The 24,623-nt window shown below is 59.9% G+C and carries 27 protein-coding genes and 1 tRNA gene; 11 read left to right on the plus strand and 17 right to left on the minus strand.

Annotated features, from left to right (window positions below):
* Nucleotides 1-34: 34 nt before the first annotated feature.
* Entirely contained in the window at nt 35-319 is a 285-nt protein-coding gene (locus ACQY1L_RS08555) for a hypothetical protein (protein WP_139283848.1), read from the minus strand.
* A 168-nt stretch (nt 320-487) separates the two neighbouring features.
* Nucleotides 488-563: transfer RNA gene (locus ACQY1L_RS08560), tRNA-Thr, on the minus strand.
* 260 nt (nt 564-823) lie between these two features.
* On the opposite strand from ACQY1L_RS08560, the gene ACQY1L_RS08565 reads away from it, so the two are divergent.
* Nucleotides 824-1,597, plus strand: a complete 774-nt coding sequence (locus tag ACQY1L_RS08565; RefSeq protein WP_062580078.1) for an NAD kinase — start codon at nt 824-826, stop codon at nt 1,595-1,597.
* Nucleotides 1,598-1,670: 73 nt separating this feature from the next.
* Here ACQY1L_RS08565 and prfB read toward each other — a convergent pair.
* The 3 genes from prfB to ACQY1L_RS08580 all read right to left on the minus strand — a co-directional run bounded on the left by prfB (nt 1,671) and on the right by ACQY1L_RS08580 (nt 6,828).
* Nucleotides 1,671-2,799, minus strand: a protein-coding gene (prfB, locus tag ACQY1L_RS08570) for a peptide chain release factor 2 (RefSeq protein ID WP_113111005.1) whose coding sequence is annotated in 2 segments (ribosomal slippage) — nt 1,671-2,729 and nt 2,731-2,799 — 1,128 coding nt in all. Because the reading frame shifts where the segments join, the coding sequence is not laid out codon by codon here.
* A 121-nt stretch (nt 2,800-2,920) separates the two neighbouring features.
* Nucleotides 2,921-5,398 carry a penicillin-binding protein 1A gene (locus ACQY1L_RS08575; RefSeq protein WP_062453182.1) on the minus strand — a complete coding sequence of 826 codons (2,478 nt, stop codon included), beginning with the start codon at nt 5,396-5,398 and terminating at the stop codon, nt 2,921-2,923.
* A gap of 266 nt (nt 5,399-5,664) precedes the next feature.
* Nucleotides 5,665-6,828 carry an N-acetylmuramoyl-L-alanine amidase gene (locus ACQY1L_RS08580; RefSeq protein WP_062453183.1) on the minus strand — a complete coding sequence of 388 codons (1,164 nt, stop codon included), beginning with the start codon at nt 6,826-6,828 and terminating at the stop codon, nt 5,665-5,667.
* A gap of 760 nt (nt 6,829-7,588) precedes the next feature.
* Between ACQY1L_RS08580 and ACQY1L_RS08585 the strand changes: the two genes are divergently transcribed.
* From ACQY1L_RS08585 to aat, 6 genes are all read left to right on the plus strand, one after another.
* Complete coding sequence (locus ACQY1L_RS08585) at nt 7,589-10,666, plus strand: Rne/Rng family ribonuclease (protein ID WP_430240668.1); 3,078 nt, start codon at nt 7,589-7,591, stop codon at nt 10,664-10,666.
* 305 nt (nt 10,667-10,971) lie between these two features.
* A complete protein-coding gene (locus ACQY1L_RS08590; protein WP_062580069.1) occupies nt 10,972-11,742 on the plus strand; it encodes a DsbA family protein in 771 nt (256 codons plus the stop codon).
* 144 nt (nt 11,743-11,886) lie between these two features.
* Entirely contained in the window at nt 11,887-12,324 is a 438-nt protein-coding gene (gene aroQ / locus ACQY1L_RS08595; protein ID WP_062580067.1) for a type II 3-dehydroquinate dehydratase, read from the plus strand.
* 27 nt (nt 12,325-12,351) lie between these two features.
* Complete coding sequence (accB, locus tag ACQY1L_RS08600) at nt 12,352-12,813, plus strand: acetyl-CoA carboxylase biotin carboxyl carrier protein (RefSeq protein WP_062453187.1); 462 nt, start codon at nt 12,352-12,354, stop codon at nt 12,811-12,813.
* 9 nt (nt 12,814-12,822) lie between these two features.
* On the plus strand, nt 12,823-14,169 hold the full coding sequence (gene accC / locus ACQY1L_RS08605) for an acetyl-CoA carboxylase biotin carboxylase subunit (RefSeq protein ID WP_430240670.1): 1,347 nt from the start codon (nt 12,823-12,825) through the stop codon (nt 14,167-14,169).
* Between the two features lie 105 nt (nt 14,170-14,274).
* Nucleotides 14,275-14,892, plus strand: coding sequence for a leucyl/phenylalanyl-tRNA--protein transferase (aat, locus tag ACQY1L_RS08610; RefSeq protein WP_430240672.1), 618 nt, complete (start codon nt 14,275-14,277; stop codon nt 14,890-14,892).
* 21 nt (nt 14,893-14,913) lie between these two features.
* Here aat and ACQY1L_RS08615 read toward each other — a convergent pair whose 3' ends face one another.
* The 5 genes from ACQY1L_RS08615 to gatB form a co-directional block, all read right to left on the minus strand.
* Nucleotides 14,914-15,345: a DUF2155 domain-containing protein gene (locus tag ACQY1L_RS08615; RefSeq protein ID WP_113111011.1), complete on the minus strand. Its 432-nt coding sequence runs from the start codon at nt 15,343-15,345 to the stop codon at nt 14,914-14,916.
* A gap of 86 nt (nt 15,346-15,431) precedes the next feature.
* Nucleotides 15,432-15,830 carry an NADH:ubiquinone oxidoreductase subunit NDUFA12 gene (locus tag ACQY1L_RS08620; protein ID WP_062454718.1) on the minus strand — a complete coding sequence of 133 codons (399 nt, stop codon included), beginning with the start codon at nt 15,828-15,830 and terminating at the stop codon, nt 15,432-15,434.
* 102 nt (nt 15,831-15,932) lie between these two features.
* On the minus strand, nt 15,933-16,394 hold the full coding sequence (locus tag ACQY1L_RS08625) for a GNAT family N-acetyltransferase (protein WP_062580061.1): 462 nt from the start codon (nt 16,392-16,394) through the stop codon (nt 15,933-15,935).
* 24 nt (nt 16,395-16,418) lie between these two features.
* On the minus strand, nt 16,419-16,925 hold the full coding sequence (locus ACQY1L_RS08630) for an N-acetyltransferase family protein (RefSeq protein ID WP_430240675.1): 507 nt from the start codon (nt 16,923-16,925) through the stop codon (nt 16,419-16,421).
* 4 nt (nt 16,926-16,929) lie between these two features.
* Nucleotides 16,930-18,432: an Asp-tRNA(Asn)/Glu-tRNA(Gln) amidotransferase subunit GatB gene (gene gatB, locus ACQY1L_RS08635; RefSeq protein WP_113167079.1), complete on the minus strand. Its 1,503-nt coding sequence runs from the start codon at nt 18,430-18,432 to the stop codon at nt 16,930-16,932.
* A gap of 145 nt (nt 18,433-18,577) precedes the next feature.
* Here gatB and ACQY1L_RS08640 point away from each other — a divergent pair, with 145 nt between their 5' ends.
* Entirely contained in the window at nt 18,578-18,901 is a 324-nt protein-coding gene (locus ACQY1L_RS08640; RefSeq protein WP_430240677.1) for a DUF1294 domain-containing protein, read from the plus strand.
* Here the strand turns inward: ACQY1L_RS08640 and ACQY1L_RS08645 are convergent.
* The 4 genes from ACQY1L_RS08645 to ACQY1L_RS08660 all read right to left on the minus strand — a co-directional run bounded on the left by ACQY1L_RS08645 (nt 18,898) and on the right by ACQY1L_RS08660 (nt 22,136).
* Nucleotides 18,898-19,407, minus strand: coding sequence for an N-acetyltransferase family protein (locus tag ACQY1L_RS08645; protein ID WP_430240679.1), 510 nt, complete (start codon nt 19,405-19,407; stop codon nt 18,898-18,900). The genes ACQY1L_RS08640 and ACQY1L_RS08645 overlap by 4 nt on opposite strands.
* A gap of 93 nt (nt 19,408-19,500) precedes the next feature.
* The gene (gene gatA / locus ACQY1L_RS08650; protein WP_430240681.1) at nt 19,501-20,982 is read right to left on the minus strand and encodes an Asp-tRNA(Asn)/Glu-tRNA(Gln) amidotransferase subunit GatA; all 1,482 of its coding nucleotides are present in this window, start codon (nt 20,980-20,982) and stop codon (nt 19,501-19,503) included.
* Nucleotides 20,983-21,038: 56 nt separating this feature from the next.
* On the minus strand, nt 21,039-21,326 hold the full coding sequence (gene gatC / locus ACQY1L_RS08655; protein WP_062453197.1) for an Asp-tRNA(Asn)/Glu-tRNA(Gln) amidotransferase subunit GatC: 288 nt from the start codon (nt 21,324-21,326) through the stop codon (nt 21,039-21,041).
* 105 nt (nt 21,327-21,431) lie between these two features.
* Nucleotides 21,432-22,136 carry a metal-dependent hydrolase gene (locus ACQY1L_RS08660; RefSeq protein ID WP_092662017.1) on the minus strand — a complete coding sequence of 235 codons (705 nt, stop codon included), beginning with the start codon at nt 22,134-22,136 and terminating at the stop codon, nt 21,432-21,434.
* A gap of 330 nt (nt 22,137-22,466) precedes the next feature.
* On the opposite strand from ACQY1L_RS08660, the gene ACQY1L_RS08665 reads away from it, so the two are divergent.
* Together ACQY1L_RS08665 and ruvX are read left to right on the plus strand one after the other, a co-directional pair.
* Complete coding sequence (locus ACQY1L_RS08665) at nt 22,467-22,766, plus strand: alkylphosphonate utilization protein (RefSeq protein ID WP_430240683.1); 300 nt, start codon at nt 22,467-22,469, stop codon at nt 22,764-22,766.
* A 9-nt stretch (nt 22,767-22,775) separates the two neighbouring features.
* A complete protein-coding gene (gene ruvX, locus ACQY1L_RS08670) occupies nt 22,776-23,270 on the plus strand; it encodes a Holliday junction resolvase RuvX (protein ID WP_430240685.1) in 495 nt (164 codons plus the stop codon).
* On the opposite strand, the gene ACQY1L_RS08675 is transcribed toward ruvX, so the two are convergent.
* Both ACQY1L_RS08675 and ACQY1L_RS08680 read right to left on the minus strand, forming a co-directional pair.
* Complete coding sequence (locus tag ACQY1L_RS08675; protein ID WP_430240687.1) at nt 23,207-23,539, minus strand: DUF6105 family protein; 333 nt, start codon at nt 23,537-23,539, stop codon at nt 23,207-23,209. The two genes, ruvX and ACQY1L_RS08675, sit on opposite strands and share 64 nt — an antisense overlap.
* Nucleotides 23,536-23,667: a hypothetical protein gene (locus tag ACQY1L_RS08680; protein ID WP_430240688.1), complete on the minus strand. Its 132-nt coding sequence runs from the start codon at nt 23,665-23,667 to the stop codon at nt 23,536-23,538. The genes ACQY1L_RS08675 and ACQY1L_RS08680 overlap by 4 nt, the downstream gene beginning before the upstream one ends.
* Between ACQY1L_RS08680 and ACQY1L_RS08685 the strand changes: the two genes are divergently transcribed.
* Nucleotides 23,666-23,803 carry a hypothetical protein gene (locus ACQY1L_RS08685; RefSeq protein WP_156461817.1) on the plus strand — a complete coding sequence of 46 codons (138 nt, stop codon included), beginning with the start codon at nt 23,666-23,668 and terminating at the stop codon, nt 23,801-23,803. The genes ACQY1L_RS08680 and ACQY1L_RS08685 overlap by 2 nt on opposite strands.
* A gap of 34 nt (nt 23,804-23,837) precedes the next feature.
* Here the strand turns inward: ACQY1L_RS08685 and ACQY1L_RS08690 are convergent, their stop codons facing one another.
* A complete protein-coding gene (locus ACQY1L_RS08690) occupies nt 23,838-24,494 on the minus strand; it encodes a TetR/AcrR family transcriptional regulator (protein WP_092662014.1) in 657 nt (218 codons plus the stop codon).
* Nucleotides 24,495-24,623: the final 129 nt, after the last annotated feature.

Below are 24,623 nucleotides of genomic sequence, written 5' to 3' on the forward strand. Positions count from 1 at the left end.
ATAGCGACGCACAAAGGATGCATTGACGTTTCCGTCAGGCCTCAACCGCTGCGTCACGCTTCTTCTTGCCGTCCAATAACTGAGCGAAGAGTTCGGCCTGTCTCTCGGTTGCTGCTCGGATCGCATTGAGCTGCAAAAGCATGCTGCCAAACGCTGCGACGAGCACAGAGCCGATGAAGGCGGGTGCCGCCCAAGGCAGTGCTGCCAAGAGCGCGAGCAGGGCATAGGACCCCTGCCCGGCGCTGGCCATCAGCGCCACGAGGGCGCAGACCACCAGAACGATCCCGATCCAGCCAATCCACATCAAGACTTTTCCCATCAGTCTCCCCTTAAATTTAAGAGATCCTGACAGAGCGCATTCCATGTTGCAAGGATTGGCCGGCACGAGAAGAGATGCCGGAAAGACAACGGAGCGACGTGCGTCACACCCTGCTCTCCTCAGCCGGAGAAAAGCATGATCAACCGATCGAAAAGATTGAGATAGAAGTGGTGCCCCCGACAAGGTTCGAACTCGTGACCCCCTGATTACAAATCAGGTGCTCTACCAACTGAGCTACAAGGGCACTTCTGGGGGTGGAATTACCAGATTCTGATTTCGTGTAAAGCGAAAATTCCGTTGATCGCGATAAACACTTTCGAGAAACGAGATACTCGTGGTCTATCCGCAGCCGGAATGGCTAACGAAGTACCGACGCTCCACGGAAGCGGCTTGTTCGTCCTGTCGTTTCTCCTATAGCTACCTGCTGGAAGCCGTATGTTGACGATGCGGTGTTTCAGACCTGTATCCCTGGGCGCATGTCCGCGTCACACCAAAGGCCTTCCCATGTCGATCGCGACCGAAAAGCTCGCATTCATCGCCTCAACGGCACCCGATGCCGAGGCAGCGTTTGACGAGCTGACCCGGCTTTACGGAAACGTTCCCCTGGTGGAGGCCGACGTGGTCGTGGCCTTGGGTGGTGACGGGCTCATGCTGCAAACGCTGCACGAGACCATGCATATCGGCAAAAGGGTCTACGGCATGAACCGAGGCTCGGTCGGCTTTCTGATGAACGATTTCGAAACGGTCGATCTTCCCGACCGAATCGCGCGTGCCGTGGAAAACGAGTTTCACCCGCTAAAGATGACGGCGACCGATGCCTGGGGTGCGATATCCCACTCGCTCGCGATCAACGAGGTCTACCTGTTCCGCCAATCCTATCAGGCCGCGAAGCTGAAGGTGGTGGTCGATGGGCACACAAGGCTGGAGGAACTGATCTGTGACGGACTGATGGTTGCGACGCCCGCCGGCTCCACTGCCTACAATCTGTCGGCGCACGGGCCGATCCTGCCGCTGGAGGCGCCGCTTCTGGCGATGACGCCCGTCAGTGCGTTTCGTCCACGTCGCTGGCGCGGTGCGCTTTTGCCAAACCGGGTCTGCGTCGATATCGAAATTCTTGAGCCGGAAAAGCGGCCGGTCAACGCGGTCGCCGACAATACCGAGGTGAAATCCGTCATCCATATCCGCATCGCGCAATCGACTGAACTGACGGCACGGCTTCTATCGGATCCCGACCATTCCTGGTCTGACCGGATCTTGGCCGAGCAGTTCAACGACTGACAACGACCCCCAAGAAACGAAAACGGCCGGATCGCGAGATCCGGCCGTTTGTGATTCGTGATGCGTCCAAACCTTACTCGGCGTCGGCGCCAAGATCGGGCTTGCCGCTGATGCGGTGTGCAAGGGCTGCTTCCATGAACTCGTTGAGTTCGCCGTCGAGAACGTCGCTGGGTGCCGTGCTTTCGACACCGGTGCGCAGGTCCTTCACCAGCTGGTATGGCTGCAGAACGTAGGAGCGGATCTGGTGGCCCCAGCCGATGTCGCTCTTCGAAGCGGCTTCCGCATTGGCGGCCGCTTCGCGCTTCATCAGTTCCGCTTCGTACATACGGGCGCGCAGCATGTCCCACGCCTTGGCGCGGTTCTTGTGCTGCGAGCGTTCCTGCTGGCAGGCGACAACAATACCGGACGGAATGTGCGTGATACGCACGGCCGAGTCGGTAGTGTTGACGTGCTGCCCGCCGGCACCCGACGAACGATAGGTGTCGATGCGGCAATCGCTCTCGTTGATCTCGATGTTGATCGAGTCGTCGACCACAGGATAGACCCAGATCGACGAGAACGACGTGTGGCGGCGTGCCGCGCTGTCGTAGGGCGAAATGCGCACCAGGCGATGGACGCCCGACTCGGTCTTCAACCAGCCGAACGCATTGTGTCCCTTGACGAGTATAGTCGCGGACTTGATGCCGGCCTCTTCGCCATCGTGCACTTCCAAGAGCTCGACCTTGTAGCCCTGGCGCTCGGCCCAGCGGGTGTACATGCGCAGCAGAATGTTCGCCCAGTCCTGGCTTTCCGTGCCACCGGCACCGGAATGCACTTCGACATAGGTATCGTTGCTGTCTGCCTCGCCCGAAAGCATCGCCTCCACCTGCCGGCGGTTGGCTTCGGTGCGCAACGTCTTCAGCGCTTCCTCGGCCTCTTTAACGATCGAGTCGTCGCCCTCGTCTTCCCCCATCGCGATGAGTTCGACATTGTCGTTGAGCTGCTGATCGAGCGCTCGCACGCCGTTGATGCTGTCATCCAGCTGCTGACGCTCGCGCATCAGCTTCTGCGCTTCGGAGGCGTCGTTCCAGAGGTTTGGATCCTCTGCCTTGTTGTTCAACCAGTCCAGTCGTCTTACCGCCTGGTCCCAGTCAAAGATGCCTCCTCAGCAGGCTTATGGCCTGCTTGATTTCGTCGGTTACGTTGATGATTTCCGCGCGCATGGCGTAATGCTTCTCTCGTCTTTTCGTTGTTGACCGAAGTTGCGGTGGACATAGTTGCGCCGGCCCCGGAAGTAAACCCCGGGCCGGCGCGACGATGTCCCAGAGGACGGCAGTATGAGGATCAAAACAGGCCGGAGGCACCGGACGTGATGGCCTGCTGTGCCTGTGGCGAGGAGTCCAGGATCTGGTCCTGCGTCATGTATTCGCCGCCACCGATGACCTGGAAGACATCGGCCGGGCCGGTGCCGGGCTTGAAGGCTTCGGTGATCGTATCCGGCTCGCCTTCCATGGCCATCATGCCCGTCTTGCGGTTGACAGCGACGAACTGCATGCCTTCCGGCACCAGGAATTTTTCAGCCGGCATATGCTTTGCCGCCGCTTCGATGAACTGACCGAAGATGGGCGCTGCAAGTCCGCCCCCCGTGCTGCCGCGTCCGAGCGGAGCCGGTGTGTCGAAGCCGATATAAAGGCCGGCCACGATGTTCGGCGTGAAGCCGACGAACCAGGCGTCCTTCTCGTCATTGGTCGTTCCGGTCTTTCCGGCGACCGGGCGGTCGGTCAGATGGATCTTGCCGGCCGCGCTGCCGCGCTGCACGACGCCTTCCATCATCGAGGTGATCTGGTAGGCGGTCATCGGATCGAGAACCTGCTCGCGGTTGTCGGCCAGAACCGGCTCTTCCTGGTTCGCCCAACTGTTGGCATTGCAGCCTTCGCAGGTGCGCTCTTCATGGCGGAAAATGGTCTTGCCGTAACGATCCTGGATGCGGTCGATCACGGTCGGCTTGATCTGCTTGCCGCCGTTGGCGATGACCGCATAGGCGGATACCATCCGCATCACGGTCGTTTCGCCGGAACCGAGCGACATGGCCAGAACAGGCAGCATCTTGTCGTAGATGCCGAAGCGTTCGGCATATTCGGCGACCAGTTCCATGCCCATGTCCTGCGCCAGACGGACAGTCATCTGGTTGCGCGACTTTTCGATGCCGGTGCGCAGCGTTGCCGGGCCGTTGCCGTCCTTGTCGCCGTAGTTCGACGGGCGCCAGACCTGGCCTCCGGTGACGATCTCGATCGGCGCGTCAAGCACAACCGATGCCGGGGTGTAGCCGTTGTCGAGCGCTGCAGAATAGACGAAGGGCTTGAATGACGAACCTGGCTGACGCATCGCCTGGGTGGCGCGGTTGAACTCCGACTGTGCGTAGGAGAAGCCGCCGACCATTGCGAGAACGCGGCCGGTATTCGGGTCCATCGCGACAAAGCCGCCCTGGACCTTCGGAGGCTGACGCAGCCGAAAGGTCTTGGCTTCTTCATTGATCGGCTCGACATAGACGACGTCGCCCGGGCTCAGCACGCCATCGGGACCTTTCGCCGTCCGGCGAGAACCCTTGGCGTCGCGATAGGCCCATTTCATGGCGTCCGCGGGGATCGTTCCCGTCACGCGCTCTTCGGTCACCTTGCCGCCACCATCGGCAGCGGGACGCAGACCGATCTCGGCGGACTTGGCGGACGCGCTGATCACGACGGCAAGCTGCCATTCCGGGACATCGCGCAGGTCAGGCGCCTTGCCGTCGGTGATCGCCTTGGCAAGCGAGACACCCCAATCGGGTGAAATGTCGACCGTGGTCACCGGGCCCTGAAAACCGCGGCGTTCGTCGTAATCAAGAAGCCCGTTCTGCAGCGCGGCGCGCGCAGCAAGCTGAAGCTCGGGATTGATCGAGGTGCGGACGGACAGGCCACCTTCATAGAGCGACTTGTCACCATAACGGCCAATGATCTGGCGACGCACCTCTTCGGAGAAATAGTCGGACGCGAACAGGTGCGTACCACTCCGGCGCTGCTTGACACCAAGCGGCTGGGTCTTGGCGTCGTCGGCGTCCATCTGGGTAATGTAGCCGTTTTCGGCCATGCGATCGACAACCCAGTTGCGGCGATCAAGCGCTGCCTGCTGATGGCGGAAAGGATGATAGTTGTTGGGGCCCTTCGGCAGCGCCGCGAGATAGGCTGCTTCCGCCGTCGTCAGTTCCGTCACCGACTTGTCGAAATAGGTCAGCGCTGCACCGGCGATGCCATAGGAGTTAAGGCCGAAGAAGATCTCGTTGAGGTAGAGCTCGAGGATCTTGTCCTTCGAGTAGGCCTGTTCGATGCGGAACGACAGGATCGCTTCCTTGACCTTGCGGTCCATCGTCTGGTCTGCCGACAGAAGGAAGTTCTTTGCCACCTGCTGGGTGATCGTAGACGCACCTTCCGGACGACGGCCTGAGCCGAAGTTCTGGAGATTGTTCACAACCGCGCGGCCAAGGCCGAAGATATCGACGCCGGGATGGTTGTAGAAATTCTTGTCTTCGGCAGACAGGAAGGCCGCCTTGACCCGGTCGGGGATAGCCTGGATGGGGAGGAACAAGCGACGCTCGCGCGCATATTCCGTGACCAGTGCACCGTTGCCGGCGTGGACACGTGTGGCAACCGGAGGCTCATAGGCAGCAAGGACCGCATAATCGGGCAAATCCTTGGATACACCATTCAAATAGATGGCAACCGCTGCAGCAACGCCCAGAAAAAGGACGCAGGCCATTCCAAAGAAGTATCCAATCAATCTGATCATGTCGAAGCTACCGTTCGGCTTTCGGGTTGCTGCGCAAGGCGCAACATCGCATGGTTCTCGGCGTTTTGCACGGTGATTACGCCAGCGCAAGGCGTCGAGGATAAAAGGCGCGTTATCCGCCCTGCCTCGTGCAGCAGGGTGTAACCGTCTGAATGTGCGTAAAATAGGGCTTCAACCAAGGTATTTCCGCAACTTAGCTTGTATACGGGGATATTCCCGGGCCGTTGTTGCACGTCAGCCACGCCGCATGGGACGCAGCACTCCCCTCACCCGCCGTTGGCGACAGAGTGACCGCGATACCGATCGACGGCTGCGGCAATCAGGTCTGCGATCCGGTTGCGCCAGTTCTGATCGAGCAGAAGTTTTTCGTCTTCCTGATTGGACAGAAAACCCAGCTCGAGCAGGACGGAGGGAATATCCGGCGCCCGCAGCACCTGGAAGCTTGCCTGCCGATGCGGGTTGTTGATGAGCCCGATCTGCCCCTCGAACGACTTGACGACATTGTCCGCCATGGCGATCGAGAAGGCCTGGGTCTCGCGCCGCGTCAGGTCGAGAAGGATATCCGCCACGTCCGACGGTCCGTTCTGAATGCTGTAGCCGGCGAGCTGGTCAGAAAAGTTTTCTCGCGCCGCAAGGTTCTCCGCCATCCGGTCCGATGCCTTGTCGGAGAGGGTATAGACGGTGGCACCGCGGATATCCTTTTGCGTCAGCGTATCGGCGTGAAGGGATATGAAAAGGTCGGCGCGATGTTCCCGCGCCGTCGCCACCCGCTCGGACAGCGAGAGAAACGTGTCGTCGTCACGCGTCAGAAATGCCTTCACGCCGGATAGCCGGTTCAGGCGCTCGGCAAGCGTCTTTGCGAAATCGAGGGTGATGACCTTTTCCTGCGTCTTCGTCGTCAACGCAGTCGCGCCGGCATCAATCCCGCCATGGCCTGCATCAACCGCAACGGTGAAAACGCCGTCGTCGGCCATCAGTGGCGTCGGCTCCGAGTCAGTTTGCGTCGTGGCGCGCCAGTCCTGTCCTTTCAGGAGAACGGCAAACTCTTCCTTCGAGACGACCTCGGCATCGAGGACGAGACGCCAGACGCCGTTCTCCCCCGGCCGAACATCCGCTGTCGAGAGCTTCACTGGCCGGTTGGTGGTCAGCACGATCCGGGCGCTCTGTTCATCCATGGTGCCGAAGCGGATATCCTTGAACAGACCGCGCGGCGATAGATCTTCGGGCGGAAACCCGAAGGCGGTCGCCGAGAGGTCGACAATGACGCGTTCGGGGCCGCCAACATAGTGCACTGAAAACTCAGGCTTCGATTCGAAGTCGATGACAATGCGGCTGCGTGCCGCGTCGCCGGCAATGCGGGCTCCGAATGCGAGGATTGGCTTCGTGGTTGCCGCCATCGCAGGCGCCAACGCTGCCCCAGCAAGCAACATGACCAAACCAAAAGCGATTCGCCTTACGACACCGGTTGCACCGGTCGCGAAATCGTATCTGGACGTCTCATGTGATACACGCAACGCACCCGTCGGTTTGCCCACCCTCACATAAGTCCCCTAACCTGACTTCGCACATTCGGAATGCAGCAACGGCAGCCGCTGCAGCCGCATGTTTTTAACATAGCAATTTCATGCAGATCGGATGCGAATCATCTCGTCCGCCCGTTGTTTTTGCATAGAATGGCAATTCGATCGACAATATGGCAAAGGCGGCTTTTCCCTTGCTATTGTGACAGATAAACCATACAACGCGAGCGAAGGTTGAAGTGTTGACGGGATAGTCTGCCGATAGGCTGCCAGCTGATAATGATCTGGCGCCATGGACCGACAGACATCCGCCGTCGCTACGCTTCATCCTGATACACGATCCGCCCGGCGGTGGCCGGAAACATATCGGGTGGCATGCCACCCACCGCTCCATCGAGCAAATCTCATTGGAGCAAATTCATCGGGCCCCGTTTGGGGCCTATGGTAAAGTCATTCTCGTTTGGTTTTTGATGGCGCGGCACAATTTTCAGAACCGGGAGAGATCAGGGACGCCTTTGGCTCCGTCTTCTTTCCGGTTGCCCGCACAATCCCACCCGACGGGATCCTTTTTATCCGGCGGAACGACCATTTCGCATGACAAGCCTGTTGTCGGGGAAATCCTCGCGGCAGGCTTTTGTGCATTTGCTCGGCGCCGAGGAGCAGAATTTACATGGCAGACAAAATGCTTATCGACGCGTCTCACGAAGAGGAGACGCGGGTAGTCGTTGTACGCGGCAACCGTATCGAAGAATTCGATTTTGAATCGGAACACAAGAAACAGATCCGGGGCAATATCTATCTGGCCAAAGTGACGCGCGTTGAGCCGTCCTTGCAGGCTGCGTTCGTCGATTACGGCGGCAACCGCCACGGCTTCCTGGCTTTTGCGGAAATCCACCCCGACTACTACCAGATCCCGCTGGCTGACCGGCAGGCGCTGATGCAGCAGGAAGCTGAAGACCAGCGCCGCATTGCGGAAGCCGATTCGGCGGATCCTGGCGATCCGGTGGTCGATCTCTCCCAGCAGGACCAGCCGGATGTCGGCATCGTCCCTGTCAACGCCGTAGAAGAACCGGTTGAAGCTGCAGTTGAAGACGCCCCGGCTGCCGAGGACGCACCGGTTGCAGACGTGGTCGAGAAGAAGGCCAAGCCGAAGCGCACCCGCTCGCGCAAGAAGGTTGTCGAGCCGACTGCGGAAGATGCGCCAGCTACTGAAACTGTCTCCGAAGAAGAAGCGCCCTCCTCCGACGAAAACCCGTCTTCCGACGACGAGGGTTCAAAGCCCGGCGAGATGGCCGCAATGGTCGACACCGATTCGATTTCCGAGGATGCCGGTGGGCGTGGCGGGAACGACGACGATGATGATGGTGACGACGACGATCACCACGAGAAGGAAGAGATCGAATCCGTTGGCGCCGAAGACGCCATGGAAGAGGTTCCGGATCGCATCCAGCGCAAGCCGCGCAAGCAGTATCGCATCCAGGAAGTCATCAAGCGTCGCCAGATCCTGCTCGTGCAGGTCGCCAAGGAAGAGCGCGGCAACAAGGGCGCAGCTCTCACGACCTATCTGTCGCTCGCAGGCCGCTACTCGGTTCTGATGCCGAACACGGCACGTGGCGGCGGCATTTCCCGCAAGATCACCCAGCCGACCGACCGTAAGCGTCTGAAGGAAGTCGCTCGCGAGTTGGACGTGCCGCAGGGCATGGGCGTCATCCTGCGCACCGCCGGTGCCAACCGCACCCGCGTCGAAATCAAGCGCGACTTTGAATATCTGATGCGCCTCTGGGAGAACGTCCGTACGCTGACGCTCGCCTCGACCGCACCTTGCCTCGTTTACGAGGAAGGTTCGCTGATCAAGCGCTCGATCCGCGACCTCTATAATAAAGACATCAACGAGGTCATCGTCTCCGGCGAAGAAGGCTATCGTGAAGCAAAAGACTTCATGAAGATGCTGATGCCGAGCCACGCCAAGGTGGTTCAGCCCTACCGCGACCTTCACCCGATCTTTTCCCGTTCGGGCATCGAGGCACAGCTCGACCGCATGCTGCAGCCGCAGGTGACGCTGAAGTCCGGTGGCTATCTCATCATCAACCAGACCGAAGCTTTGGTTGCAGTCGACGTGAACTCCGGTCGTTCGACCCGCGAACATTCGATCGAAGACACAGCACTCCAGACGAACCTGGAAGCTGCCGAAGAAGTTGCCCGCCAGCTCCGCCTGCGCGACCTTGCCGGTCTGATCGTCATCGACTTCATCGACATGGAAGAAAAGCGCAACAACCGCGCTGTCGAGAAGAAGCTGAAGGATTGCCTCAAGAACGACCGCGCCCGCATCCAGGTCGGCCGTATCTCGCATTTCGGCCTGCTCGAAATGTCGCGCCAGCGTATCCGCGCATCGGTTCTCGAATCGACCACGCAGATCTGCTCGCATTGCGGCGGCACAGGTCATGTGCGCTCGCAGTCGTCGGTCGCCCTGCATGTTCTGCGCGGCGTCGAGGAATACCTGCTTAAGAACACCACGCATGACATCACCGTGCGGACCACGCCTGACATCGCGCTGTTCCTGCTGAACCACAAGCGCGGCAGCGTGGTGGATTACGAGAACCGCTTCGGTGTGTCGATCTTCATCGAATCCGACGTCACCATCGGTTCGAACCACTTTGCAATCGATCGCGGCGAAGCCGTCGAGAACCCGGTCAAGATCGAAAGCCTGATGCAGTTTGCGGCGATCCCCGTTGAAGACGAGGACGACGACATCATCATCGAGGTTGATGAAGAGGAAGAAGACGAGGAGATCGTCGCTGCCGCGCCTGCCGCCAAGCAGGACCGCGAGCGGACCGAAGGCGATGATCAGAACGGCCGCAAGCGCAAGCGTCGCCGGCGTCGTCGCAACCGCAACGGTGAGAAGAATGGCGAAGGCCAGACGCTCGACGCTGCCGGCGATGCCGAATCGGGCGCTGATGACGAAGACGATGAAGACGGCGATGAGAACGAAGCAGTTGCTGCCGACGGAACTGCGCCTGTCGCAGACGGCGACGACTCGGATGAGAACTCGCGCCGCAAGCGCCGTCGTCGCGGCAAGCGTGGCGGACGTCGCAACCGGACCGAAGACGGTCAGGAGCTGAACGCGTCCGACGACGAGACCGAAACCGCAGACGCTGGTGACGGTTCCGAAGCCGGTCCGGCCGAGACGGTCGCTGCTGACGCGGGTGCTGATGTCGGTTCTGAAACCGAAGCTGCGCCAGTTGACGTTGCTGCAGCGCCGGTCGAGCCTGCGCCCAAGCCACGCCGTTCGCGCCGTGGCAAGGCGTCTTCCAAGACGGAAGAGGTTTCGTCCGAAGTTGAGGCTGTTGCCGAACCTGATGCCGTCGTCGAGACTGCTGCAGAAGCTCCGGCTCCTGCCCCGGTCGAACTTCCGGTGGAAGCTCCGGTCGCAGCGATCGTGGAACAGGTCGATGCAGCCCTTGGTGAACAAGCACCTGCGGAAGCTCCGGAGGCCGCTGACGCATCACCTGTCGCAGAAGCCCAGCCGGTAGAAGAAGCCGCGCCGGTTGCAGAACCTGCTCCACAGGCTGTCGCTGCCGACGAGGCCGACGACTCGAAACCTGCCCGCGCGAACCGCGCCTCCAACATCTCTTCGTCCAGCGAAGCGGTGGTGAAGAGCTCCGATCCTGCCAAGGCAGCGACCGAGAGCGACGGCGATCCGGCCAAGCCCAAAAAGGGCGGCTGGTGGCAGAAGCGCGGCTTCTTTTGAGCCGTAACCCATCCTAGAAATCGAAACGGCCGCGTCTGACGCGGCCGTTTTTTTGTCTGCGGCATGTCCTCAGAAAATGATTCAAGTCGCTTGCTGATTGATTCCGGAAACGGATCTAAGGCTCTGATTGCAAGTGCTTTTTCTACCGCCTGCCCTGCGGAGTCGGCCACTGTTGCGCAGTCCCGGGCACCCCTGCCGTTTTTACTCTATCGCCTCGCGCCACGCTGGCTTAGTTTTGGCGCAAACAGACATGATGGTGCGGCGTTTCGCGCGAAGCCACGCCCAATAGACCGACGAGGAAACGAATGACCCGCCTTCTCAACCCGATACTGAAGACGCTTGCTGCCGGTTCGATGCTGGCCGCAACGGCTTTTGCCGTTCCGGCCTTTGCCCTGGATGACCAGCAGAAGAAGGAGATGGGCGAATTCATCCGGGAATATCTTATCCAGAACCCGGAAGTGATGATCGAGGTCCAGAACGCGCTGGAGGCAAAGCAGCAGAACCAGCGCGTCGACCAGTCCACCAAGGCGGTCGCGGCCAACAAGGAGGCGATCTTTGCCTCCCCCACCGACATCACGCTTGGCAATCCGAAGGGCGACGTCACGGTCGTTGAATTCTTCGATTACAATTGCGGCTACTGCAAGCATGCGCTGGCCGACATGGACACCATTCTCAAGAAGGACAAGAACGTCCGCTTCGTGCTGAAGGAATTCCCGATCCTCGGCCCGGACTCGATTGCCGCGCACAAGGTTGCCAATGCGGTGCGTCTGGTCGCCCCGACAAAGTATGCCGAGTTCCACCGCACGCTGCTCGGCAGCCGCGAGCACGCGTCCGAAGAGACCGCGCTCTCTGTCGCCACCGCGCTTGGGATCGACGGAGCAGCACTGCGGAAGTCGATGAAGGACAATCCCAACGACGATCTCGTACGCCAGGCCTATCAGTTGGCCACCGCGATCGGCATCACCGGCACACCGACTTATGTTGTCGGAGACGAGGCCGTGTTCGGTGCTGTTGGCCTCGATACGATCGAGGAAAAGGTCGCCAATGTGCGCGCTTGCGGAAAGGCCAGCTGCTGACGGTCGAGATTTCGAGCAGGATGCTGCATTCTTGCCCGTTCGCCGGTGGATGCATGGCGTTTAGGCGCGTCAGGGGCTTTCCCTTGCCGTCCCAGCGGTTTATACGTGGCCGCTGAATTCTGGGTGGAACAAATAGTTATCTCGATGAGCAAACCGATTTTCGTCCTCAACGGTCCCAACCTCAACATGTTGGGAAAACGCGAACCTGGCATCTACGGCGGCAAGACCTTGGCCGATGTGGAGCAGGAATGTGCGGCCGTTGCTGCCGAACTCGGACTGACTGTCGAGTTTCGCCAGAGCAATCACGAGGGCGTGCTCATTGATTGGATGCATGAGGCCGGCGAGCGGGCTTCCGCTGTCGCCATCAATGCCGGCGCCTTTACCCATACCTCGATCGCCCTTCACGATGCGATCAAGGCCATTTCCGTACCGGTGGTGGAACTTCATATCTCGAATGTGCATGCGCGGGAGGAATTCCGCCACCATTCCATGATTGCACCGGCCTGCAAGGGCATCATCTGCGGGTTCGGCACGCAGAGCTACGTGCTCGCGCTGCACGCCTTGAAGACCACCATCGCCTGACAACATAACAAAACAGTAGGGTTTGCCATGTCTGAGAAGAAAGCCGGTATCGACAAGGGACTGATCCGCGATCTCGCGAACATCCTCAACGACACCGATCTCACCGAGATCGAAGTTGAGCAGGATGACCTGCGCATCCGTGTTTCACGCGCAGGCACTCCCCAGTACGTTCAGGCTCCGATTGCAGCCGCGCCTGCCCTCGCGGCCGCCCCTGCCGCCGCTGCAGCACCCGCTGCCGTAGCCGGCCCGGACCTCAAGAACGCGCTCACCGCTCCGATGGTCGGCACCGTGTACCTTGCACCTGCTCCCGGTTCACGCAATTTCGTCGAAGTCGGCGCGACCGTGAAGGAAGGCCAGACCCTCGTCATCATCGAAGCAATGAAGACGATGAACCAGATCCCCTCGCCGAAGTCCGGCAAGGTTACGGAAATCCTGGTCACAGACGGGCAGCCTGTCGAATATGGCCAGCCGCTCGTCATCATCGAGTAAGGCGATCTCATGATCTCGAAAATCCTCATAGCCAACCGCGGCGAGATTGCACTTCGCGTCCTGCGCGCCTGCAAGGAACTCGGCATCGCGACCGTCGCTGTCCACTCGACGGCGGATTCGGATGCGATGCATGTTCGCCTCGCCGACGAGAGCGTCTGCATCGGCCCGCCGCCTTCGCGTGACAGCTATCTCAACATCCACCAGATCGTTGCCGCCTGCGAGATCACCGGTGCCGACGCCGTTCATCCCGGTTACGGCTTCCTGTCCGAGAACGCGAAGTTCGCAGACATTCTGGAAGCACACGGCATCACCTTCATCGGACCGACCGCCGAGCATATCCGGCTGATGGGCGACAAGATCACTGCCAAGAAGACAGCAGTTGAGCTTGGCATTCCGGTCGTTCCGGGTTCGCCCGGCGAAGTTCTGCCTGAGAACGCGCTCGAAATTGCCCGCGAAATCGGTTTCCCGGTTCTGATCAAGGCGACCGCCGGCGGCGGTGGCCGCGGCATGAAGGTCGCGAAAACCGAGGAAGAACTCGACGAGGCCGTGTCCACGGCCCGTTCCGAAGCGCTCGCAGCTTTCGGCAACGATGCCGTCTACATGGAAAAGTATCTCGGCAAGCCGCGGCATATCGAGATCCAGGTCGTCGGTGATGGTGAAGGCAATGCCATTCATCTGGGTGAACGCGACTGCTCGCTGCAGCGCCGCCACCAGAAGGTCTGGGAAGAAGCCAACTCGCCGGCACTCGATGTCGAACAGCGCATGAAGATCGGTCAGATCTGCGCCGACGCCATGAAGAAGATGAAGTATCGCGGCGCCGGTACGGTCGAATTCCTCTACGAAAACGGCGAGTTCTATTTCATAGAAATGAACACCCGTCTTCAGGTCGAGCATCCGATCACCGAAGCGATCACCAATATCGACCTGGTGCACGAGCAGATCCGCGTTGCCTCCGGAAACGGCCTGTCCGTGACGCAGGAAGAGATCCAGTTCCAGGGCCATGCGATCGAGTGCCGCATCAATGCCGAGGATCCACGGACCTTCGTTCCGTCGCCCGGTACGATCACGCATTTCCACGCTCCCGGCGGTCTTGGCGTTCGCGTCGATTCGGGTGCCTATGCCGGCTACAAGATCCCGCCTTACTATGACAGCCTCATCGGCAAGCTTATCGTTCATGGACGCACCCGCGCCGAATGCATGATGCGCCTTCGCCGCGTGCTGGATGAGTTCGTCGTGGATGGTATCAAGACCACGCTTCCCCTCTTCCAGGAACTGGTGGACAATCCGGATATCTTGAGCGGCAACTACGATATTCACTGGCTGGAGAACCATCTGGCCGGCGACAAGTCTCACTAGACGCTACCTGCCGGATCCACACGACCCGGTAGCGGTTCATAAGATGCTGTCGACCATTCCGCGCCAGATGTGGCGCGGAATGCGATGGCCGGATCAAGGAGACCGATGGCAGGGCGTCGTGGCAAATATTACCCGGCAATAACCCCGGAAATTCTGTTGCGAGCCTATTCCATCGGGCTTTTCCCGATGGCGGAAGCCGCCGATGATCCGGAGATATTCTGGGTCGATCCCGAGATGCGGGGTATCCTGCCGCTCGACGCTTTTCACGTCTCCAAGAGCCTGCAGAAAACGGTCCGCAAAAAACCCTTCGACATCCGTTTCGACACCGACTTTGAGGGCGTCATCGCGCTTTGCGCGCAACCGGCCGATGACCGGCCGAGCACCTGGATCAACGAGACGATCCGCAAGCTCTATCGCGAACTCCACCACATGGGCCATGCCCATAGCGTCGAGGCTTATGACGGCGATGAACTCGTCGGCGGGCTTTACGGCGTTTCGCTTGGCGCTGCTTTCTTCGGCGAGAGCATGTTTTCGCGCCGAACCGACGCGTCCAAGATCTGCCTCGTGCATCTGGTGGAACGGATGAAGGCCAAGGGGTTCGAGCTGCTCGATACGCAGTTCACGACAGAACACCTGAAGACCTTCGGGGCGATCGACGTTCCGAAGGATAACTATCTCAAGCTGCTGCATGCGGCAGTCAACTCGCCGCATCTCGAATTTTGATCTGTCCGGAAATCGTTGATTTCAATTGGTCGCGCGGGCGGGTGCCGGCACGTCGGAAGTCTGCTTGCAGCCTGTCAGCCAGACGTCATAGATTGGGTGCTCGACGGCGTTGAGGCCGGGGCTGTCCGCAAACATCCAACCGGTGAAGATGCGGCGGATCTTGCGGTCGAGTGTGATCTCGTCGACTTCGATAAACCCGTCGATCTTTTGGGCTTCCGTTTCGTCTCGGGAATAGCAGACCTTCGGCGTCACCTGAAGCGCGCCATACTGCACCGTCTCGTTGAGATAGACGTCGAATGTGGTGATGCGGCCGGTGATCTTGTCGATGCCGTTGAAGACGGCGACGGGATTTTCGATCCGTGCAGCCGAGGCACTTCCCCCTGCCAGAACCGAGACGACGGCAAGAACGGCGCCAATCGATCGTGTGCGTGGGGAAAGCTTGGTACGTGTCATTATTGGTCCCGTCTCGAAAAGGCGTCCTGGGAATGCCCGATCGAGGACTAGTTGTGGAATATGGCTAAAACAGGTGCCAGTCAGGCTCAGTTGCCGGGCGTCCAGGCGTCATAGTCGCCGGTGACGCGAGGACGTTCACCATTGGCCGACAGAGAACCCTGAGGCCGGTATGCAAGCGGCGATCCGGTGAGGTTCGGCTTGTGCGACTTCTGCCATTCGCGCGCCTTGTAATCCTCCTGCGACGGAGGCGTATCGGTGCGGTAATGCATCCAGCCGTGCCAGCCTGGCGGGATCGCGGAGGCTTCGGCGTAATCCTTGTAGATCACCCAGCGCTTCGGCTTACCCCAGGAGGTCATCGGGCCTTCGAAATAGACGTTGCCCAACTCATCGTCGCCCACCTTCTTGCCATGGCGCCAGGTGAAGAAACGCGTGCCCATGGTTTGGCCGTTCCACCAGGTGAAGATCTGCAGCAGGAGATTTTTCATGGGCTTGTCCATAGGATTGGCAAACAGGTGACCAGTCGAACTGGCTCCACCGCTTATGCCGCCAGACAGCGGTGATGTCCAGCATTTCCGAGATGTAGACCTCTATTTGAACTTCATCTTGAAGCCCGCATGGCTCTTGGCAAAACCCAGCCGCTCGTAGAAGCGATGGGCATCCGTGCGAGCCGCGTTGGACGTCAGTTGCACGAGGCGGCAGTCGCGCCGCTTTGCCTCTTCGATCGCGTAACCGATCATCTGAGCGCCGATGCCCTGCCCGCGCATGTCGGGTCTCGTCTGTACGGCTTCGATGATCATCGACAGCGAGCCGCGGCCGGTCAGCGTTCGGTTGAACAGGATCTGGAACGTGCCGACAACGTCGCCGTCCCGCTCGGCGACGAAAAGCTGCTCGTTCTGGGAGGCATCGATCATGTTGAAGGCGCGCAGGTAATCGTCGTAGGCGTCTGCGTCAGTCGTATCGCCGTGACCACCGACATCGTCAGCGGCAAACATTGCGATCAGTTGGGAGAGGTCCGATTCGCGAGCCCTGCGAATGATGATGCCGTCCATGTCACCCTCCCATATCTGAGCCGTCTAAAGCGACTGGAGCCGCTTTTCCATGATGATCGCCGGCAGGCCGGAGTTCGGCGCGCCCCATTCCTCCATGCGGTCGACTTCGGCAAAGCCGAGCCGCTGGTAGAAGGAGGCGGCACGCACATTCGGCAGCGACACCTCGACCCGCATGATTTCCGCATCCGGAAAGCAGGTCTCGATTTCGGCAAACAGATCCCTGCCGATGCCGTCATTCTGGCAGGCTGGCGCGACGTAGAGATGATGCAGCATCACCGTCTTTGCCATTTTTGGATACACGGCGGCGTAAGCGATGCCGCCGATCTTGCTTCCATCGTCGGCGACGAGAAACTCGCCATCCTTCTTGATCAGGCGCGTGCGGATGGCGACCGGCGAGTGCCAGTTGCGCACCATCTTCTCGACGGCATCTGCACCGTAGAACGGGTCGTAGGACTGATGAAACGTCTCGGCGAGAAGGACGCGGATCTTTTCCACGTCCTCGTCGCCAGCTGTGCGAATGAAGTAGACCAACAGGTTAGTCCTCGATGCCCAGCTTGGCCTTGACCAGAGCCTGGACGGCCTGCGGGTTTGCCTTGCCGCCGGTCGACTTCATCACCTGTCCCACGAACCAGCCGGCAAGAGTCGGCTTGGCCAGCACCTTGGCGACCTGATCGGGATTGGCGGCGATAATGTCGTCCACGGCTTTTTCGATGGCGCCGGTATCGGTGACCTGCTTCATACCGCGGCTCTCGACGATGTCAGCCGGGTCACCGCCTTCGGAAAAGACGATCTCGAACAGATCCTTGGCGATCTTGCCGGAGATGACTTCCGACTTGATCAGATCGATGATGCCACCAAGCTGGGCGGGAGAAACCGGAGTCTCTTCAATGCCTTTGCCCGCTTTGTTCAAGGCGCCCAGCAAGTCGTTGATGACCCAGTTGGCCGCCATCTTGCCGTCGCGTCCCTCAGCCACGGCTTCGTAGTAATCGGCGATCGCCTTCTCAGACACCAGAACCGAGGCGTCATAGATCGAAAGGCCAAGTTCAGCCACGAAGCGGGCCTTCTTGTCGTCAGGCAGTTCCGGCAGGTCCTTGGCAAGCTCTGCGACAAACGCGTCGTCGAAGACGAGCGGCAGCAGGTCCGGATCCGGGAAATAGCGGTAGTCATGCGCGTCTTCCTTGGAGCGCATCGACCGCGTTTCACCCTTGCCCGGATCGAAGAGACGGGTCTCCTGGTCGATCGAGCCGCCGTCCTCCAGGATGGCGATCTGGCGACGGGCTTCGTATTCGATCGCCTGACCGATGAAGCGGATCGAGTTGACGTTCTTGATTTCGCAGCGCGTGCCGAAACCTTCGCCCGGACGACGCACGGACACGTTGACGTCGGCGCGCATCGAACCTTCGTCCATATTGCCGTCGCAGGTGCCGAGATAGCGCACGATCGAGCGCAGCTTGGTCATATAGGCCTTCGCCTCGTCGGACGACCGCATGTCCGGCTTCGAGACGATTTCCATCAGCGCCACGCCGGACCGGTTGAGGTCCACATAGGACATGGTCGGATGCTGGTCGTGCATCGACTTGCCGGCATCCTGTTCCAGATGCAGGCGCTCGATGCCGATCTCGATATCCTCGAACTGGCCCTGGCGGTCGGGACCGAGCGAGATGACGATCTGGCCTTCGCCGACGATCGGATCCTTGAACTGCGAGATCTGATAGCCCTGCGGAAGATCCGGATAGAAATAGTTCTTGCGGTCGAAGATCGAACGGTTGTTGATCTGCGCCTTCAGACCGAGGCCTGTGCGGACAGCCTGGCGGACGCATTCCTCGTTGATCACGGGCAGCATGCCGGGCATGGCCGCATCGACCAGCGAGACGTTGGCATTGGCAGGCTTGCCGAACTCGGTCGAAGCTCCGGAGAATAGTTTCGAATTGGAGAGAACCTGGGCGTGCACCTCCATGCCGATGATCACTTCCCAATCGCCAGTGGCGCCGGGAATGAAGCGTTTCGGATCGGGCGTGCGGACGTCAACTAGGGTCATCTTATGCTCGTTCGGGCTTAGTTTCGAAGTGCTTTGTGGGTAGAGCAAATGTTGGCGAGGTGCAAGCGTAGGCCAAGGCTTGCCGGGTGAAACATCTGATACCGCCGAGGATGAATCTTAACCGGAGCGCGGTTAGCTGGGGTTCATGACCCTCAACCTTGCGCTGACACTTCTCGTTCTCTGCATCCTCTTCAACGCAGTCGTCTTTTCCATCTACTGGATCGACAAGCGGGCCGCCAGGAATGGACGCTGGCGGGTCAGCGAAACCACGCTCCTCCTGCTTGCATTTGCCGGCGGAAGTCTGGGCGCCGTGGCGGCTCAGCGCATGTTGCATCACAAGACGCACAAGGAGCCGTTCAGGACCATCCTTGCCGCCATCGTCACGCTACATGTCTGCGTGAGTATCGTGCTGATCCTTGCGGTGTCCGGAATGCTCGCATCGATTTGGACGCTGCTCGTCGGCGTTTAAAAATTCGGCCCGTAGGTGCCCGGATCGTCGGATACGAGTTGCTTGGACAGTCCCATGGACTGGATGTCGCGATCGATCTTCGGCTGGTAGGCGCTCGAAAGCCAATGGACGCTGTATCCCTGCTTTTCGAAGAAACCGACTGCCCCGTCGTTCTGCGCATGGGTCTCGACCCGAGCCTTATCGAACCCGCGACGAACGATATCTGCCTCGATATCGGCGAGCAGCGCCTTTCCGAGCCCCTGCCCCTCAAACTGCGGCTCGATCCAGAAGTCGGTGATCAGGTCGTCGCGATTCTCACAGGCCGCCCAACCCGCAACCGTGCCGTGGGCCTCGATCACCAAGATCGTCAGCCAGGACGAGGAAACGAAGTCGCGGAATGCGGAAAGCGCACTTTCGCGCATGCTGCTTGGATCGCCAACGGCGCCCATCGCTTTTTCCCAGCTGAGCAAGCCGATCTGAACTAGCGCGGCTTCGTCGTCCTGGCGTGCGTTGCGAATGACTGCCATGGCGTCCCCTGTCTCAGGAACAGTAGATCATCGGCGTGCGATTCGGGCTAGAACCGCATTTGGCGGGGCAGAGGCCGGATAGCCGACCTGCCGCTACCACCATTTCGCAGGCGTGAACTTGCCTGCCGCCTGTTCGATCACGTGCGCTGTGCGGAACAGGGTTTCCTCGTCGAACGGCTTACCGATCAGCTGCAGGCCAAGCGGCAGGCCCTTCTTGTCGAGACCGGCCGGTACGGCGATGCCGGGAAGGCCTGCCATGTTGACCGTCACGGTGAAGATGTCGTTCAGGTACATCGCGACCGGATCGGCAGCGAGTGCCTCGTCGGCAATGCCGAAGGCCGATGACGGCGTTGCTGGCGTCAGGATCGCGTCGACGCCGGCATGGAAGCAGAGTTCGAAATCGCGCTTGATCAGCGTGCGGACCTTTTGCGCCTGCAGGTAATAGGCGTCGTAGTAACCGGCCGAAAGAACGTACGTGCCGATCATGATGCGGCGCTTGACCTCGGTGCCGAAGCCGGCCGCACGGGTCTTCTCGTACATGTCGGAAATGTCCTTGCCATCGACGCGCAGGCCGTAGCGAACGCCGTCATAGCGGGCAAGGTTGGACGAGGCTTCGGCAGGCGCCACGATGTAATAGGCGGGCAGCGCGTATTTTGTGTGCGGCAGCGAGATATCGACGATCTCGGCACCGGCATCCTTTAGGTAGGCAATGCCCTTCTGCCACAAGGCTTCGATGTCTTCAGGCATGCCCTCGACGCGGTATTCCTTCGGAATGCCGATCTTCATGCCCTTGACCGACTGGCCGAGCGCTTTCTCGTAATCCGGAATTGGCAGGTCGACCGAGGTCGTGTCCTTGCGGTCGACGCTTGCCATCGACTTCAGCATGATGGCGGCATCGCGCACGTCACGCGCAATCGGGCCGGCCTGATCGAGCGAGGATGCAAACGCGACAGTACCCCAGCGCGAGCAGCGACCGTACGTGGGCTTGATGCCAACGGTGCCGGTAAAGGCAGCGGGCTGGCGGATCGAGCCGCCGGTATCGGTTGCAGTCGCGCCGGCGCAGAGATGCGCGGCAACGGCAGCGGCAGAACCACCGGAGGAGCCGCCCGGGACCAGCTGAGTGTTCGAACCTTCGGCTTTCCAGGGATTGACCACCGGTCCGTAATGCGAGGTCTCGTTGGAGGAGCCCATGGCGAACTCGTCCATGTTGAGCTTGCCGAGCATGACGGCGCCGTCATCCCACAGGTTCTGAGTGACGGTCGATTCGTATTCGGGCTTGAACCCGTCGAGTATATGGCTGCAGGCCTGGGTGTGGACGCCCTTGGTGGCAAACAGATCCTTGATGCCGAGCGGAATACCTTCGAGCGCCCCAACTTGACCCGAAGCGCGACGGGCATCGGAGGCCTTCGCCATCTCCAGCGCGATCTCGGGCGTGACGGTGATGAAGGCGTTGAAGACGGAATTGGCAGCGTCGATGGCGCCGAGATAGGCGTTGGTCAGATCGACGGAGGTGAATTCCTTCGATGCCAGTTTGTCGCGGGCTTCGGCAATGGTCAGGCTGGTCAGGTCGGTCATGATTTTCGTGCTCTCGAAAGGCTAAAACGGGTCGGCGGCGCTCAGGCTCAAGCGGCTTATTCGACGACCTTCGGCACCATGAAGAAATTGCGGTCGGTTGCGGGCGCATTGGCGACGATATCGTCTGCCTTGTTGCCGTCGGTGACGACGTCGGCGCGCAACCGCATTTCCATCGGCATCACCGAGGTCATAGGCTCGACGCCTGTAACGTCGACTTCCGAGAGTTGTTCGACGAAATCGATAATACCGTTCAATTCGCCAACCATGCGATTGGCCTCATCCTCCGTAACCGCAATACGGGCGAGGCGCGCGACGCGCTTGACGGTGGCGAGATCGACGGACATGGCAGGGCTCCGGTGGTAAAATTCACCTTCGCTATAATGGCCATGCCCGTCCTTCGCAACAGGCAGGGCGCCGGTTTCCTGGCGCGCCATAACTGAAATGCCCGTTCAGCAGGTCAGCGTCACGCCGACGCCCGGCACCTCGACGGCGGTGCGGCTGCCTTCCATGCCCTTGACGAACTTATCGGGTGTCTGCTCGATGATCGGGAACGTGCCGTAGTGGCAGGGAATGGCGTGCTTGAAATCGAAGAAGCGCTGGCAGGCAACGGCTGCGACAGCACCGCCCATGGTGAAGCGGTCGCCGATCGGCACGATGCCGATATCCGGCTGGTGCAACTCGTTAATCAGTCCCATGTCGGTAAAGATATCCGTATCACCCATGTGCAGAACCGACATCTCGTCGTCGAAATGCAGCATCAGTCCGTTCGCGGAACCGAGCGAGTGGGACACGCCGAGCTCGTCGATCTGGCCAGACGAATGGAGCGCCTGGGTGAAGGTCGCGGTGAAACCCTCGAAGCCGACTGTGCCGCCGGTATTGCCCATCTCGAGCTTCTCGACGCCCTTTCCACCCAGCCAAGATGCGAGATCGGCGTTGGCAAGAACGATGGCGCCCTTTTCCTTGGCGATCGCGACGGTATCACCGACATGGTCGCCATGACCGTGGGTGAGAAGGATATGCGTGACACCTTCGGTCACGTCTTTCAGATCCTGGCCGGCAAAGGTCGGGCTATGGGTCAGGAACGGGTCGATCAGGATCTTTGCCTTTGCCGTTTCGATGCGGAAGGCGGCGTGGCCGAGCCAGGTAATTTTCATGGGAAAGTGTCCTTGAGGATGGCAAAAAGAGAGGTGATGACACCAAATCAAAATTCATAGATGGAACTTCGAAAGGGAGGTTTCGAAGCACCGAAAGCGGATGAGACTCTGAACTCAGTTGTCTCACCTCACACCTCATCAAATAACGCGGCGCTTTCACATTTCAAAGGTCTAGGACGATGATTGCGCGAGCAGCGCCCGTATCGGAATTGACACACAGGCGGCGCCACGTTGCCACGGACTTGCCACTGGGTTAAGCGGTCGCATCCCGATAGGATCGTCGCATGCTCGCTGCGATTGCGTCACATCCGAACCCCTAAGGAAACCGACATGGCCGACGACGATTATATTTATGACGAGGCTACCGGCGAATGGCTGTCTGCAGCCGATGCGGCTGCGAAGGCTTCCGCTGCATCCGAGGTGCGTGACTCAGCCGGCAATATTCTTGCCGATGGCGATGCGGTCACTCTCATCAAGGATCTCAAGGTGAAGGGTGCCGGTCAGACGCTGAAACAGGGCACCGTCATCCGCTCAATCCGTCTCACCGACAATCCGGAAGAGATCGATTGCCGGCACGATGCGATCGAGGGCCTCGTGCTGCGCACCGAATTTGTGCGCAAGAAAACCTAAGGTCAGCATATGGCAATTCTGACCATAGAAGAACTCGCCACGACACTTGCGCCCGGCAAGGCAGTTGCAGGGCTCGATCTCGGTACCAAAACCATCGGGCTTGCGATGTCCGATCTCGGCCGGCGGTTTGCCACGCCCCGCACCGTCATCAAGCGCGTCAAATTCACCAAGGATGCCGAGGTTCTGCTGGCGTTTGCGGAGAAGGAGAAGGTCTCGGCCTTCATTCTGGGCATGCCGATGAACATGGATGGTTCGGCCGGGCCACGCGCCCAGGCAACCCGCGCCTTTGTGCGAGCGATGTCGGACAAGACTGCCATTCCTTTCGTCTTCTGGGACGAAAGACTATCGACGGTCGCGGCTGAACGGGCACTTCTGGAGATGGATGTTTCGCGGGCCAAGCGCGCCGAACGTATCGATTCGGCGGCCGCGAGCTTCATTCTTCAGGGAGCCTTGGACAGGCTTTCGTCCCTTGCCAGAGAAACCGGCAACGACGTCCCCACCTGACGGCTACGCCACCAGGCTGCAATCTGCTTGCGCTTGCGGAAGGCGATGATGGCGAAAACGACAAGACTGTCGAATGCGATTGCGCGGGCAACCAGCGGCGGGATGGTCTCGGGCGGAATTCCGAGGACGCCGCCGTAGACCTGAAAGACCAGATCATGGGTCTGACGGGTCAGCATGAAGAAGCCGAAGCTCATGTCGTAATAGGAAAGCCCGTACCAGCTGCCCAGCAAAAGCACGGGCCCTGCCCACAAGATCAAGAGCAACTTCATGCGGTTTCGCCTTCTGGTTCCGCTGGAGACAGGTCCAGCGTTACGACCCATCTCGACAGCGCCATCAGGCTGAGAACCAGAGCAGGAATGGCAATGTCGAGCGCCAGCACTGCAACGATCGTCGTCATGACGATCAGCAATGCGATGCTCGTTGTGGAAGTTGCATTCTTGCCCATGGACGGCCGCGATTTGGTTAAGAAATCATTAACCAGAGATTTAGGCCGCATGGCGAAAGCTGCAATTCAAAACGCCAAACATGGTTAATTTCCAGAGCGTCGCTGTGGAGAACGTCTGCTGCTCAGCCGTAGATGGCGCGAACCAGGCGGCGGACGGAAGACGCTACCTTTTCCCAGTCTTTCTCGGACTTTAACGGTATGCCGGCGAACTGGCCGCTGACGGCAGACGAGACGACCAGATGCTGGATGGCGGCAAACAGGATGGCATTCGTGGTCGCGACATCGACACCCTTCGGGGGTGTGAGCGAGCCGCGCATCTTGTCCAGCCACTTTGAGAGAGCCTTGGTGCGTGATTCGGTCAGACGCCGCACCTGTGGCGTATCCTGCGAGACTTCCCAGGCGACGATCTTGCAGACGAGCGGGTCCTCGCGCAGCGCATCCATGAAATAGATGGCGAGCTTTTCCATCAGGTCGCCGTAGGTCAGAAGAAACATGCCGCCGGTATCTTCGGGAATGCGATCCTTGACCCAGTTGCCGAGATCGGCGCCGATCGCGTCGATGAGGCCGTTCAGCCCGCCGTAATAGCGATAGATCAGTTGCTTGTCGCAGCCGGCGCGCCGTGCGACCGCATTGACGCCGAAGCCTTGAAACCCTTCCTCGGCCAGCAGCGTGCGGGCAGCAATGAAGATCGCCCGCTCCGTCCCGGCCCGGTTGCGCGGACGTATGGCCTGAGCTGATGCAGCACCGGTCTCGGTATTCGTCTCGGCTATCTGAAGCATCGCCCGCCTGTCTCGCAACTCTTTGTTAACTGTTGCGATACCCCGTCGTTTCCCATCATCGCAAGCGCACACGGACGCCGTGCACAGGATAGAAGACCGAAACCGGGCGCATGCTGCGTTACACAAGAG

Source organism: Neorhizobium sp. DAR64862/K0K3 (assembly GCF_050500185.1).
Classification (GTDB): domain Bacteria; phylum Pseudomonadota; class Alphaproteobacteria; order Rhizobiales; family Rhizobiaceae; genus Neorhizobium; species Neorhizobium soli.

Bases quoted from the DNA above. Each gene is read 5' to 3' on its own strand.
- aat (WP_430240672.1), top strand. From the start codon at position 14,275: ATGGCAGGGCGTCGTGGCAAATATTACCCGGCAATAACCCCGGAAATT.
- ACQY1L_RS08615 (WP_113111011.1), bottom strand. From the start codon at position 15,345: ATGACACGTACCAAGCTTTCCCCACGCACACGATCGATTGGCGCCGTT.
- ACQY1L_RS08660 (WP_092662017.1), bottom strand. From the start codon at position 22,136: ATGAAAATTACCTGGCTCGGCCACGCCGCCTTCCGCATCGAAACGGCA.
- ACQY1L_RS08585 (WP_430240668.1), top strand. From the start codon at position 7,589: ATGGCAGACAAAATGCTTATCGACGCGTCTCACGAAGAGGAGACGCGG.
- ACQY1L_RS08640 (WP_430240677.1), top strand. From the start codon at position 18,578: ATGACCCTCAACCTTGCGCTGACACTTCTCGTTCTCTGCATCCTCTTC.
- ACQY1L_RS08555 (WP_139283848.1), bottom strand. From the start codon at position 319: ATGGGAAAAGTCTTGATGTGGATTGGCTGGATCGGGATCGTTCTGGTG.
- ACQY1L_RS08580 (WP_062453183.1), bottom strand. From the start codon at position 6,828: ATGTTGCTTGCTGGGGCAGCGTTGGCGCCTGCGATGGCGGCAACCACG.
- ruvX (WP_430240685.1), top strand. From the start codon at position 22,776: ATGGCAATTCTGACCATAGAAGAACTCGCCACGACACTTGCGCCCGGC.
- accB (WP_062453187.1), top strand. From the start codon at position 12,352: ATGTCTGAGAAGAAAGCCGGTATCGACAAGGGACTGATCCGCGATCTC.
- ACQY1L_RS08625 (WP_062580061.1), bottom strand. From the start codon at position 16,394: ATGGACGGCATCATCATTCGCAGGGCTCGCGAATCGGACCTCTCCCAA.
- ACQY1L_RS08645 (WP_430240679.1), bottom strand. From the start codon at position 19,407: ATGGCAGTCATTCGCAACGCACGCCAGGACGACGAAGCCGCGCTAGTT.
- ACQY1L_RS08565 (WP_062580078.1), top strand. From the start codon at position 824: ATGTCGATCGCGACCGAAAAGCTCGCATTCATCGCCTCAACGGCACCC.
- ACQY1L_RS08690 (WP_092662014.1), bottom strand. From the start codon at position 24,494: ATGCTTCAGATAGCCGAGACGAATACCGAGACCGGTGCTGCATCAGCT.
- aroQ (WP_062580067.1), top strand. From the start codon at position 11,887: ATGAGCAAACCGATTTTCGTCCTCAACGGTCCCAACCTCAACATGTTG.
- ACQY1L_RS08680 (WP_430240688.1), bottom strand. From the start codon at position 23,667: ATGACGACGATCGTTGCAGTGCTGGCGCTCGACATTGCCATTCCTGCT.
- ACQY1L_RS08620 (WP_062454718.1), bottom strand. From the start codon at position 15,830: ATGAAAAATCTCCTGCTGCAGATCTTCACCTGGTGGAACGGCCAAACC.
- ACQY1L_RS08590 (WP_062580069.1), top strand. From the start codon at position 10,972: ATGACCCGCCTTCTCAACCCGATACTGAAGACGCTTGCTGCCGGTTCG.
- ACQY1L_RS08685 (WP_156461817.1), top strand. From the start codon at position 23,666: ATGACGATCAGCAATGCGATGCTCGTTGTGGAAGTTGCATTCTTGCCC.
- gatC (WP_062453197.1), bottom strand. From the start codon at position 21,326: ATGTCCGTCGATCTCGCCACCGTCAAGCGCGTCGCGCGCCTCGCCCGT.
- accC (WP_430240670.1), top strand. From the start codon at position 12,823: ATGATCTCGAAAATCCTCATAGCCAACCGCGGCGAGATTGCACTTCGC.
- ACQY1L_RS08665 (WP_430240683.1), top strand. From the start codon at position 22,467: ATGGCCGACGACGATTATATTTATGACGAGGCTACCGGCGAATGGCTG.
- gatA (WP_430240681.1), bottom strand. From the start codon at position 20,982: ATGACCGACCTGACCAGCCTGACCATTGCCGAAGCCCGCGACAAACTG.
- ACQY1L_RS08675 (WP_430240687.1), bottom strand. From the start codon at position 23,539: ATGAAGTTGCTCTTGATCTTGTGGGCAGGGCCCGTGCTTTTGCTGGGC.
- gatB (WP_113167079.1), bottom strand. From the start codon at position 18,432: ATGACCCTAGTTGACGTCCGCACGCCCGATCCGAAACGCTTCATTCCC.
- ACQY1L_RS08575 (WP_062453182.1), bottom strand. From the start codon at position 5,398: ATGATCAGATTGATTGGATACTTCTTTGGAATGGCCTGCGTCCTTTTT.